This is a genomic window from Nocardioides sp. SLBN-35 (assembly GCF_006715725.1).
Taxonomy (GTDB): domain Bacteria; phylum Actinomycetota; class Actinomycetes; order Propionibacteriales; family Nocardioidaceae; genus Nocardioides.
In genome coordinates this window covers 4913374-4925094 of sequence record NZ_VFNU01000001.1, presented here as the reverse complement: position 1 = coordinate 4925094, position 11721 = coordinate 4913374, and the positions used below count along the sequence as shown (strand labels likewise).

Annotated in this window: 10 protein-coding genes; 5 read left to right on the top strand and 5 right to left on the bottom strand. The window is 71.5% G+C overall.

Going from position 1 to position 11721, the window contains the following annotated elements; all coding sequences use genetic code 11:
• Positions 1 to 3 precede the first annotated feature (3 nt).
• A complete protein-coding gene (locus FBY23_RS23710) occupies positions 4 to 924 on the bottom strand; it encodes a patatin-like phospholipase family protein (RefSeq protein WP_141800386.1) in 921 nt (306 codons plus the stop codon).
• A 61-nt stretch (positions 925 to 985) separates the two neighbouring features.
• Here FBY23_RS23710 and FBY23_RS23705 point away from each other — a divergent pair, with 61 nt between their 5' ends.
• The 5 genes from FBY23_RS23705 to FBY23_RS23685 all read left to right on the top strand — a co-directional run bounded on the left by FBY23_RS23705 (position 986) and on the right by FBY23_RS23685 (position 8277).
• On the top strand, positions 986 to 2692 hold the full coding sequence (locus FBY23_RS23705) for a CocE/NonD family hydrolase (protein WP_160158348.1): 1707 nt from the start codon (positions 986 to 988) through the stop codon (positions 2690 to 2692).
• Between the two features lie 150 nt (positions 2693 to 2842).
• Complete coding sequence (locus FBY23_RS23700; protein WP_141800384.1) at positions 2843 to 3427, top strand: TetR/AcrR family transcriptional regulator; 585 nt, start codon at positions 2843 to 2845, stop codon at positions 3425 to 3427.
• A complete protein-coding gene (locus FBY23_RS23695) occupies positions 3427 to 5166 on the top strand; it encodes an ABC transporter ATP-binding protein (protein WP_141800383.1) in 1740 nt (579 codons plus the stop codon). Before FBY23_RS23700 ends, FBY23_RS23695 begins: the two co-directional genes overlap by 1 nt.
• Positions 5163 to 7136, top strand: a complete 1974-nt coding sequence (locus FBY23_RS23690) for an ABC transporter ATP-binding protein (protein ID WP_141800382.1) — start codon at positions 5163 to 5165, stop codon at positions 7134 to 7136. Before FBY23_RS23695 ends, FBY23_RS23690 begins: the two co-directional genes overlap by 4 nt.
• Positions 7137 to 7140: 4 nt before the next feature.
• Positions 7141 to 8277, top strand: coding sequence for a hypothetical protein (locus FBY23_RS23685; protein ID WP_141800381.1), 1137 nt, complete (start codon positions 7141 to 7143; stop codon positions 8275 to 8277).
• Between the two features lie 16 nt (positions 8278 to 8293).
• On the opposite strand, the gene FBY23_RS23680 is transcribed toward FBY23_RS23685, so the two are convergent.
• From FBY23_RS23680 to FBY23_RS23665, 4 genes are all read right to left on the bottom strand, one after another.
• The gene (locus FBY23_RS23680; RefSeq protein WP_141800380.1) at positions 8294 to 8929 is read right to left on the bottom strand and encodes a hypothetical protein; all 636 of its coding nucleotides are present in this window, start codon (positions 8927 to 8929) and stop codon (positions 8294 to 8296) included.
• A 91-nt stretch (positions 8930 to 9020) separates the two neighbouring features.
• Positions 9021 to 9698 (bottom strand): methionine ABC transporter permease, encoded by a 678-nt coding sequence (locus tag FBY23_RS23675; protein WP_141800379.1) that lies wholly within the window; start codon positions 9696 to 9698, stop codon positions 9021 to 9023.
• Complete coding sequence (locus FBY23_RS23670) at positions 9698 to 10744, bottom strand: methionine ABC transporter ATP-binding protein (protein ID WP_141800378.1); 1047 nt, start codon at positions 10742 to 10744, stop codon at positions 9698 to 9700. The genes FBY23_RS23675 and FBY23_RS23670 overlap by 1 nt, the downstream gene beginning before the upstream one ends.
• Positions 10741 to 11709 carry a MetQ/NlpA family ABC transporter substrate-binding protein gene (locus FBY23_RS23665; protein WP_141800377.1) on the bottom strand — a complete coding sequence of 323 codons (969 nt, stop codon included), beginning with the start codon at positions 11707 to 11709 and terminating at the stop codon, positions 10741 to 10743. Before FBY23_RS23665 ends, FBY23_RS23670 begins: the two co-directional genes overlap by 4 nt.
• Between the last annotated feature and the right edge of the window lie 12 nt (positions 11710 to 11721).

Genomic DNA, 11721 nt, shown 5'->3' with positions numbered 1-11721 from the left:
TAGTCACCGCCCGGCGTCGTCGAGCGCGGCTTTCGTCAGGGTCCGGCCGAGGTCGACCAGCTCGTCGGCCCGGTGGAAGTCGATGGTGCGGGCGGCGCTGAGCGGGACCGTGACCAGGACGTCGGGGGGCAGGGTCGCCAGCCGGTAGCGGGTGATCAGGCTCTGCATCGCGTCGAAGGACAGCGAGACGACCTCGGCGGTCCGTACGTCGGGGCGTGCGTCGACCGCCTCGGCCGGCGGTGCCTCGGCAGGTGCCTCGGGTGCCGCGGTCGCGCCCAGCTCCTCCTCCCCGCGCCGGAACCGGCGGCGCAGGTCGGCCGCCCACTCCGCGCGGCGTACCGAGAAGCCACGGGCGGGGGAGGTCGGCTCGTGCGGCTCGCGCGGGCCCTGCAGCGAGACCGCGACGGTGAAGTCGGCGGTCGCCGCCGCGGTGGGCTCGAGCGGCAGCGGGTTGAGCAGGCCGCCGTCGACGAGCACCCGGCCGTCGACCACCGCGGGCGTGAACAGGCCGGGGATCGCGAAGGACGCGCGCATCGCGGGGATCAGCGGGCCGCGCTGGAACCACACCTCGCGACGGGCGGCCAGGTCGGTGGCGACCGCGGTGTAGGGGATCGGCAGCGACTCGATGAGCACGTCGCCGACGATCTCGTCGAGCGCGGCCATCAGCCTCTCGGCGCTCGCGGCGCCGCCGCCGGCCCAGGTCGGGTCGGCCAGTCGTACGACGCGGCGTCCGGTCAGCGTCGAGGCCCAGGCGGCGAACTCGTCGTCCTTGCCGGCGGCGACCAGGCCGCCGACGACAGCGCCCATCGACGTACCGGAGACGGCGACGATGTCGTGCCCGCGCTCGCGCAGCTCCTGGACCGCGCCGAGGTGGGCGTACCCGCGGGCGCCGCCGGAACCGAGGACCAGAGCGACGCGTGCCATGACTCCATTGTGTGTCGGGACGCCTCGCATAGCCCGGGAACGGGGGTGTCGTTGTGCTCACATGGGTCGTCTCGTCCTCGCTCTGTGCCTCGCTGCCGCCGGCCTGGCGTCCGTACCGAGCGCGGCGCGAGCCGACGATCCGGTGCCCGTGGTCGTCGACCAGCGCTTCACCACCTCCGACGGCGTGGAGCTGCAGACCACGCTGACCAGCAGCGGACCCGTCGCCGCGAAGCCGACGGTCGTGGAGTTCTCGCCGTACGGCGACAACAGCCAGACCCTCGCCGTGACGCCCGACTACAACTACCTCCTGGTCCAGATCCGCGGCACCGGCGACAGCGACGGCGGGTTCGACGCGCTCGGCCCGCAGAGCCAGCGCGACGTCGTCGAGGTGCTGCAGTGGGCGTGCAGCCAGCCGTTCAGCGACGGCCGGCTCGCCCTCAACGGCTTCTCCGCGAGCGCGATCGTGCTCTACAACTCCTGGCACCACGAGCTGCCGTGCGTGAAGGCCGCGATCATGCGGTCCGGCACCCACGAGCTGTACCGCGACCTGCTCGTGCCCGGCGGCATCCTCAACCTCGCCCCCGGCGCCGGCGTGCTCGCGATGATCGGTGCCCCGGCCCTGCTGCAGGGCGCCGACCGCCTCCAGCGGGACCCGGCGTCCTCGCTCGACGTGCTGGGCGGCCTGTTCGCCAGCGGCACCGGCGTGCTCGCGCATCCGAGCCTCGACGCGTGGTGGGCCGAGCGCGGCTGGCGTGGCGACGCCAACGACATCCCCGTGCTGATGCTCGACGGGTTCTACGACGTGGAGTCGCGCGGCGCCTTCCAGGCCTTCCAGGCGTTGCGTGCCGACGGCGCCCACCTGGTGATGGAGGGCGGGCACGACGGCACTCCCGCAGGCACCGACGGCGGAGTGGGCGAGGCGCACGCCTGGCTCGACCACTACGTGCGCGGCGTCGACAACGGCATCGAGGACACCCCCGAGGTCAGCCTGGTGCTCGCGAAGGGCGACCGCGCCGCGTACCTCGCCGGCGAGCACGTCCGGTACGACGCCACGGACTGGCCGGTACCCGGCACCACCTGGACCGAGCTCGCGCTGGCCACCGGCAAGCGCCTCGCCACGGCCCCGGACGCGACGCGCTCCACGGCGTCGTACCTCACCGTGCCGACGTTGCCGACCATGTCCGACGTCCCGACCTGGTCGCTGCTGGAGGCCGGTGGCGCGAAGGCGCTGACCGGCGCGCTGCCGCTCCTCGGCCGCACGGACGCGGTCGCCATCGACCACCTGACCGGCCTGACCTACACGACCGCGGCGCTGTCCGACGACGTCGCCCTCGCCGGGCCGGTGGCGCTCGACGTACCGCTGGCGACCTCGACCCCCGGCTCCGGGATCTGGGCGATCCTCTCCGACGTCGCACCCAACGGCTCCTCCCACCCGCTCACCGTCGGGCGGCTGTCCACGAGCTACCCGGACCTCGTCCCCGGCAGGTCCCTGACCGACGGCGGCGGCGCGGTCGTGCAGCCGTACGGCGACTACAGCGCCGCCGACCGCCCACGAGCGGGCGAGATGCGGCGCTACCAGGTCGAGCTGTGGCCGGTCGGCAACGTCTTCCGCGCCGGTCACCGGCTGCGGATCCAGCTTGTCGGGACCTCCCTATTCTCGCCGCTGTCCCTCCCCGCGCTGCACACGATCCGGGTCGGCGGCGCGGACGGCGCCCGGCTCCGCGTGCCCGTGCTTCCCGGAAGCGACCTCGCCTCCGCCCTCCGTTGAGTTGCCGCATCCTCACCGTTGACTTGCCGAACTCGATGGCGAGGATGTGGCAACTCAACGGTTGGCTTGCGGCAACTCAACGGTGAGGATGCGGCAAGTCAACGATAAAACCAGTTGTGAGTGAGTACTCACTCACTTAGTCTGGTCGGCATGCCACCCCGTGCCGCCCCGCTGTCCGCCGAGGATCGCCGCGAGATGTTGATCCGGGCGACCCGGCCGCTGCTCTACGAGCACGGTCGGGGGGTGACCACGCGGCTGATCGCCGAGGCGGCGGGAGTCGCGGAGGGCACGATCTTCCGGGTCTTCGACTCCAAGGACGACCTGGTCGACGCGACCATCGCGCGCGCCTTCGAGCCGGGCGACGTGCTGCGCCGGCTCGACGAGATCGACCCCCGGTTGCCGCTGCGGGACAGGATGGTGGCGATGACCTCGATCCTGCAGCAGCGGTTCCTGGCGATCTTCGAGCTGATGCGGGCCCTGGGGGCGGTCGGCCCGCCGCACCACCTGCGCGACCGGCCCGAGATCGTCGAGGGCCTCGAGGACGTACGCCGCCGGCTGCTCGCCCTGATCGAGCCCGACGCGGACCGGCTCACCCTGCCGCCCGAGCAGGTGCTGCACGTGTGGCGCCTGCTGACCTTCGCCGGCTCCCACCGGGAGATCGCCGACAACGACCTGCTCACCCCCACCCGGATCGTCGACACCGTGCTCCACGGTGTCGAGAGGAGGGAGTCCTGATGCTCCGACAGCTGCTGCGCAGCTACCTGCGCCCCTACAAGGGCTGGCTCTCGGCGATCGTCGTGCTCCAGTTCACCGGCACCGCCGCGATGCTCTACCTGCCCAGCCTCAACGCCGACATCATCGACCAGGGCGTCGCCCGCGGCGACACCGGCAAGGTCGTCCAGCTCGGCGCCATCATGCTCGCCGTGGCGCTCGTGCAGGCCGCCTGCTCGATGACCTCGGCCTGGTTCGGTGGCCAGGCCGCGATGGCCTTCGGCCGCGACCTGCGCAAGGCCGTGTTCGGCCGGATCGGCAGCTTCTCGGCGCGTGAGGTCTCCACCTTCGGGGCCCCGTCGCTGATCACCCGCGCCACCAACGACGTCCAGCAGGTGCAGATGCTGGCGATGATGACCTGCCTGATGGCGGTGACGATCCCGATCATGATGGTCGGCGGCATCATCATGGCGATGCGCGAGGACTTCGGGCTGTCCTGGCTGGTGGTCGCGGTCGTGCCGGTCCTCTTCGTCTGCATCGGCGTCGTCGTCTCGCAGATGGTGCCGGCCTTCCGGCAGGTCCAGGAGCGGCTCGACGACGTCAACCGCGTTCTGCGCGAGCAGATCACCGGCATCCGGGTGGTGCGGGCCTTCGTCCGCGAGCCGCAGGAGGTGCGCCGCTTCGAGCGGTCCAACGAGGACCTCACCGTCGTCTCGCTGCGCGCGGGCCGCTGGATGGCGGTCATGTTCCCGCTCGTCATGGGCGTCTCGAACGTCGCCAGCGTCGGCGTGATCTGGTTCGGCGGCCACCGCGTCGACGGCGGTCAGATGGAGGTAGGTGCGCTGACGGCGTTCCTGTCCTACCTGATGCAGATCCTGATGTCGGTGATGATGGGCACCTTCATGCTGATGATGATCCCGCGGGCCTCGGTCAGCGCGGACCGGATCGGCGAGGTGCTCGACACCGGCACCAGCGTCGTACCGCCCACGAACCCGATCACCGAGGTCTCGGTCGCGGGCCACCTCGACCTCGAGGGTGTCGGCCTCACCTACCCCGGCGCCGAGGCGCCGGTGCTGCGCGACGTCACCTTCTCGGCACGCCCCGGCCAGACCATCGCGGTGATCGGCTCCACCGGCGCCGGCAAGACCACGCTGGTCAACCTGGTGCCGCGCCTGCTCGACGCCACCGCCGGGGTGGTGCGCGTCGACGGCGTCGACGTCCGCGAGCTCGACCCCGAGCTGCTCTGGTCCCGGATCGGGCTGGTGCCGCAGCGCGCCTTCCTGTTCTCCGGCACCGTCGCCTCCAACCTGCGCTACGGACGGCCCGACGCGACCGACGACGAGCTGTGGGAGGCCCTCGAGATCGCCCAGGGCGCCGACTTCGTGCGCCAGATGCCCGAGCAGCTCGAGACGGCCGTCGCCCAGGGCGGTACGACGGTCTCCGGCGGCCAGCGCCAGCGCCTGGCCATCGCCCGGGCCTTGGTACGACGACCCGAGATCTACCTCTTCGACGACGCCTTCTCGGCGCTGGACGTCGCCACCGACGCCCGGCTGCGGGCCGCGCTGAAGCCGGTGACCCGCGACGCGACGGTGCTCATCGTCGCGCAGCGCATCGCCACCATCCGCGACGCCGACGTGATCCTCGTGCTCGAGGACGGCGAGGTCGTCGGGCAGGGCACCCACGACGAGCTGTTGCGGGACAACCCGACGTACCAGGAGATCGCCGCCTCGCAGGGCATCAAGGGAGAGGAGGTCATGGCATGAGCGAGACCCCGAAGAACGGCACCATGAAGCAGACCGAGCGGATCGTCCAGCAGGGCGGGCCCGGCCGGGGCCCGATGGGAGGCATGGTCGGCCAGAAGGCCGACGACTTCGGCAGCTCCGCACGCCGCCTGCTCGCACGCCTGCGACCGGCCCGCGGCCGGGCGATCGCCGTACTCCTGCTCGGCATCGGCAGCGTCGCCTCGGTCGTCGTCGGCCCCTACCTCCTCGGCAAGGCGACGGACGCGGTGTTCAACGGCTTCATCGGCGGCCGGCTGCCCGAGGGCAGCACCAAGGCCGACGCCGTCGCCCGGGCGGAGGCGTCCGGCAACGACGGCCTCGCCGACTTCCTGCGCGGCCTCGACATCACACCGGGCCAGGGCGTCGACTTCGACAAGGTCGGCCACCTCCTGCTCATCACGCTGCTGGTGTACGTCGGCGGGCAGGTGCTCGGCTGGCTGCAGGGCTACCTGGTCAACGACATCGTCCAGGCGACGGTCAAGCAGATGCGCACCGACGTGGAGGAGAAGATCCACCGGCTGCCGCTCGCGTACTTCGACAAGCAGCCGCGCGGCGAGCTGCTCAGCCGGGTCACCAACGACATCGACAACGTCGCGCAGAACCTGCAGCAGACGATGAGCCAGCTGCTCACCTCGCTGCTGATGGTCGTCGGCGTGCTCGGCGCGATGTTCTGGGTCTCCCCGCTGCTCGCGGTGATCGCGCTGGTGTCGGTCCCGATCGCGATGTTCGTGACCGGGCGGATCATGAAGCGCTCGCAGAGCCAGTTCATCAACCAGTGGCGCCAGACCGGCCGGCTCAACGCTCAGGTCGAGGAGTCCATCTCGGGTCACGCTCTGGTGACCGTGTTCGGCCGCCGCAGTGCCGTGGAGGACGAGTTCGACTCCGCCAACGAGGAGCTGTACCAGTCGTCGTACCGTGCCCAGTTCATCAGCGGTCTCGTGATGCCGCTGATGATGCTGGTCGGCAACCTCAACTACGTCGTGATCGCGGTCGTCGGCGGGCTCCGGGTCACCTCGGGCGCGCTGTCGCTCGGTGACGTGCAGGCCTTCATCCAGTACTCCCGGATGTTCACCCAGCCGATCACCCAGATCGCGTCGATGGCCAACCTGCTCCAGTCCGGCGTCGCCTCGGCCGAGCGGGTCTTCGAGCTCCTCGACGCCGACGAGGAGGTCGCGCCGTCGTCGCTCTCCGCGACGCCCGAGCGGGTCGACACCCGCGGCGAGGTCGCCTTCGACGACGTGTCGTTCTCCTACGACCCTGACGAGCCGCTGATCGAGGACCTCTCGCTGGTCGCGCACCCCGGGCAGATGGTCGCGATCGTGGGGCCGACCGGCGCGGGCAAGACCACCCTGGTCAACCTGATCATGCGCTTCTACGAGCTCGACAGCGGCCGGATCACGCTCGACGGCACCGACATCGCCACGATGACCCGCGGCGAGCTGCGCAGCCGGATCGGGATGGTGCTCCAGGACACCTGGCTGTTCGAGGGCACCATCCGCGACAACATCGCCTACGGACGGCCGGACGCGACGGAGGAGGAGATCCGGGAGGCGGCGCGTGCGACGTACGTCGACCGGTTCGTGCACTCCCTGCCCGAGGGCTACGACACCTCGGTCGACGACGAGGGCTCCAACCTGTCGGCCGGCGAGCGGCAGCTGATCACCATCGCCCGCGCCTTCCTGGCCCAGCCGGCGCTGCTGATCCTCGACGAGGCGACCTCGTCGGTGGACACCCGCACGGAGCTGCTGCTGCAGCAGGCGATGGCGGCGCTGCGCACCGACCGGACGTCGTTCGTCATCGCGCACCGGCTCTCCACCATCCGCGATGCCGACCTGATCCTGGTCATGGAGCACGGCCGGATCGTCGAGCAGGGCTCGCACGCCGAGCTCCTCGAGCGCGACGGCGCGTTCGCCCGGCTGCACGCCGCGCAGTTCGCGGCCGCGACGGTATGACCCGGTGAGCCCGCGGGGAGCCCTTCTCGGGGCGGCGCTCCTCGTCCCGCTGCTGGTGGGGTGCAGTGGCTCGGAACCGGTGCTCGACCCGGACCTCCCGGCCGTCGAGGTGCGGGCGGTCCCGGGGCCGTCGTACGCCGAGCAGGTGCTGCTCGGCCGCCAGCACCTGCTGATCCACGTGCCCGGCCACACCACCAGGGTCGACGGCGGCTGGGAGGCGGTGTGGCGTCCCGACGGCTCGGTGGTCGTGCTCGGCTCACGCTGGGCCCGCGTGCTGGACCCGGCGACCGGGGAGTGGCGCTCGGGACGCGTCCGGATCGGCGAGTACGGCATCACCCCGGAGGCGCTGACCACGCTCGGCGGCCGTCGCCGCGGGGAGGGCCGGGTCGTCGTTCACGACGCGGCACTCGCCGCCTCCCGCAAGATCGTGATCCCGGAGTCGGCGGCCGAGTCCGACCAGATCGACGGCCCCGACGCGGAGTTCCAGCTGCACGGGAGGCCGTACACGCTGGGCGGCGTCACCTTCGTCGAGTGGGGCGTCAACAGCGAGTCCGACACCGTGACCGACCACGGGCTGTTCCGGGTCGAGGGGGAGCGGATCACCCAGGCGCTGCGCAACGAGCCGCTGGTGCGGCTGTGGCCCAGCCTCGACGGGTCGGCGCTGCTCGCGGTCATGCAGGACAACGGCGAGGACGAGGACTGCGGCGGCTGCCAGGTCGAGCAGAAGGTCGTCGAGCTCGACCCGGACACCGGGGGGATCGCCGCCGACTACGGCACGCCGCCCGGCTACACCCGGGACTGGCGGATCAGCTCCCTCGACAAGGTCGGCCGGGTCCTGGCGGTGCAGTACGTCGTGCGCGAGGGCGAGTCCGGCGGTCGCTACCAGACCTGGACGTACGACGGCTCGTGGCACCGCCAGGCCGCCTCGGGAGACACCCGCACCCGGTTCCAGGCCGGCGGGACGCTCACCTGGGCCGGCGACACCGGTGAGCCGAACCAGCCCTACGACCTGGTCTGGCACCCGTCCTCGGGGCCGGCCGAGGTGATCCGCGACCGGGCGACCCCGTGCCCGACCGACGACACGGACTGGACGGCCTGCCCGACCGTCTCGCTGCCCGGTTCGCTGTTGCCGCTCGAGTGACGGGCTCTGCCTCGGCTCAGCAGTCGAACTGGAAATAGGCAGGCTCACCGCCGGTGACGGCGATGGCACTGATCGGGGTGTCGTCGGTGACCTCGGCGGCGGGCGCGTCGAGCAAGAAGCCGAAGTAGGGGAGCCCGTCCTCCTCGCCCGGCGGGTAGACCGACGACTGGTCGTAGCCGTCCTCGACCGGCTTGGTGAGGGGCGAGAACGCGGCCTTGAGGTCGCCGTACGTCGAGCCGACCTGGATCCCGCCGTGCTCGGTCGCCGGGCCGGGCGCGGTCACCCAGAGCTGGGTGATCGTCGCGTCCTCGTCGGTGAGCACCCGCAGCCCCGCGCCGTCCGGGTCGTCCTTCCAGTGGATCAGCTCGCCCTCGCAGATCGCCGCACCGTCGGCGAACAGTCCGGTGGCCGCCCACTCCTCGCGGGTCATCCCCACCTGCGCGTCGCCGATCGCGCCCGGCCGGATCACCAGGGCCGGGAGCGCGGTGCTGGGCGCCGGGGTGGTCGGCGCCGGGGTGGTGGGCGCCGGGGTGGTCGGCGTCGCGGTCGGGGTGCTCTTCCGCGTCGGCGTCGTGTCCAGCGGGGGATCGTCGGACGAGCACCCGGTGAGGGCGATCAGCAGGGCGGCGGCGGCGATGAGCAGGCGGACCATGCTTCGTGCCTACCCGCGTGGACGGCGCCCCATGCGATCTGGCGGAGAATCCGCCGGATCGGCGACCAAGACGTATGGGGTGCGCCAACAGTCAGCGGCGCAGCACCTTGCGTGCCAGCAGGTTCCCGCCGAGCTGGATGACCATCACGAACGCGACGAGGACCAGGATCGAGGCCCACATCACCACGTCGTCGAACTGGCGGAAGCCGAATCGCTGGGCGAACGAGCCCAGGCCCCCGCCGGCCACGACACCGGCGATGGCGGTCATGTCGACGATCGCGACGAACGCGAAGGTGAAGCCCAGGACCAGCGGCCCGAGGGCCTCCGGGACGAGGACCGTGAACGTGATCCGCGAGCGGCTGGCGCCCATGGCGCGGGCGGCCTCGATGACGCCGGGGTTCACGGTGACCAGGTTCTGCTCGACGATCCGGCTGATCCCGAAGGTCGCGGCGACGACGATCGCGAAGGTGGCGGCCGGCGTACCGATGCCGGTGCCGACGACCACCCGCGCCAAGGGCTGCAGCGCGGCCACGAAGATGACGAACGGGATCGGGCGGAAGAAGTTGACCGCCACGTTGAGCACGACCTGCAGCGGGCGGTTGGCGTAGAGGCCGCCCTTGCGGGTGAGGTAGAGACCGAGACCGAGCGCGAGCCCGAGCAGGCCGCCGAGCAGGAGCGCGGTGGTGGCCATGACCAGGGTCTCCCCGGCCGCCTGCCAGAACTCCGGCTGCAGGTCGCCGAGGCGGGTGTCGATCGCGTACGTCGTCATCAGGCGACCTCCGTCCACTCGACGAGGGGAGCGACCTCGGCCAGCGCCCGGTCGACCGCGGCGGGCTCGCCGGACAGGGCCAGGGTCAGGTTGCCGAAGGTGGTGCCCTGGACCTCCTCGATGCCGCCGTAGACCAGCTCGAAGGCCACGTCGTGGCGCAGGAAGGTCGCGAACACCTCGGACTGGCGCACGTCCTGCTGCCGGAACGCAAGCCGGACGAACCGGCCGTCGTGGCGCTCGCGCAGCGCCGCGACCACGTCGGGGGCGGGCAGGTCGTCGACGACGGTGCCGACGAAGCGCTTCGTCACCGGGTGCTGCGGGTCGGCGAACAGGTCGACCGCGCGGCCCTGCTCGACCACCCTGCCGTCCTCCATCACCGCGACCCGGTGCGCGATGCGTCGTACGACGTCCATCTCGTGGGTGATCAGCAGGATCGTGATGCCGAGCTCGCGGTTGACCCGCGCGAGCAGGTCGAGAACGTCGCGGGTGGTGTCGGGGTCGAGGGCACTGGTGGCCTCGTCGGCGAGCAGCAGCCGCGGCTCGGTCGCGAGCGCACGGGCGATGCCGACCCGCTGCTTCTGGCCGCCGGACAGCTCGCTGACCCGGGCGTGCGCCTTGTCGGCGAGGCCGACGAAGTGGAGCAGCTCGGAGATCCGCCGCTGCTGGTCCTTGCGGGGGATCCCGGCGACGGTCAGCGGGAACGCGAGGTTGCCCCACACCGTGCGCGACTCCATCAGGTTGAACTGCTGGAACACCATGCCGATGCCGCGGCGCAGGTCGCGCAGGCCCTTCTCGGGAAGCGTGGTGACGTCGACGCCGTCGACCACCACGCTGCCCGAGGTCACCGGCTCCAGCGCGTTGACGAGGCGGACCAGCGTCGACTTGCCGGCGCCGGAGTAGCCGATGATCGCGAAGATCTCGCCCGCCTCGACCCGCAGGTCGACGCCGTCGACCGCACGGTGCGCCGGGTCGCCGCGGCGGGCGCCGGGGAACTCCTTGACGACGCCGCGCAGCTCGACGAGCGGCTCGACCTGCGGCTCGCTCACTTCTGCTCGCGGATCTGCTTCTCGACGTCGTGCAGGCTCTTCTCGAGGTCGGCCTGGCCGATCGTGACGAACTCGGCGGTGCCGCCGGCGGCCTCGTCGACGCCGTCGAGCACTCCTTGCGTCTGCTGGTAGACCTCGACCAGCTTCTTCAGCGCCGGGTTGTCCTTGTCCTCGGCGCGCACGGCGAAGATGTTGACGTACGGGATCGCCTTGGGGTCGCTCGCGTCGTCCACGGCGATGGCGTCGTCGAACTGCAGCCCGGCGTCCTCGACGAAGTCGTTGTTGACGATCGCGGCCGCGACGTCGGGCAGGGAGGTCGGCGTCAGGTCGGCCTGCAGCGCCTTGACCTTGACCCGCGAGGCGGACTCGTCGACGTCGGCGACGGTCGAGAAGATCGAGCCGCCGTCCTTGAGCTTGATCAGGCCGGCCGACTGCAGCACGAGCAGGCCGCGGGCCTGGTTGGAGTCGTCGTCGGGGACGATCACGGTCTCGCCGTCGGGGATGTCCGCGACGTCGTCGTACTTCTGCGAGTAGAGGCCGAGGGGGTAGATCGCGGTCGCGCCGAGCGGCACCAGGTCGTCGTCGTTGGCGACGTTGTACTCGGCGAGGTAGACGATGTGCTGAAACTGGTTGGCGTCCAGCTCGCCCTCGGCCAGCGCCGGGTTCGGCAGCGGGTACTCCGCGAAGTCGCGGATCTCCAGCTCGATGCCCGCCTCCTTCGCGGCCTTCTCGAACGTCTTCCAGTACGGGTCGCTCGCGCCGACGGTGCCGAGCACCACCTTCACCGGGTCGCTCTTCGACAGCTCGGCAGTGCCGTCACCGCCGGTCGCGCGCCGGGTGTCGTCACCGTCGCGGGTGAGGAGGAAGATCGCCGCCGCGATGACGGCGAGCACGGCCACGGCCGCACCGATCACCAGCGGTAGCCGGGACTTCGGGGCCTCGATGAGGGGAGTCTGGTCGGACATGCCTGCCTTAAT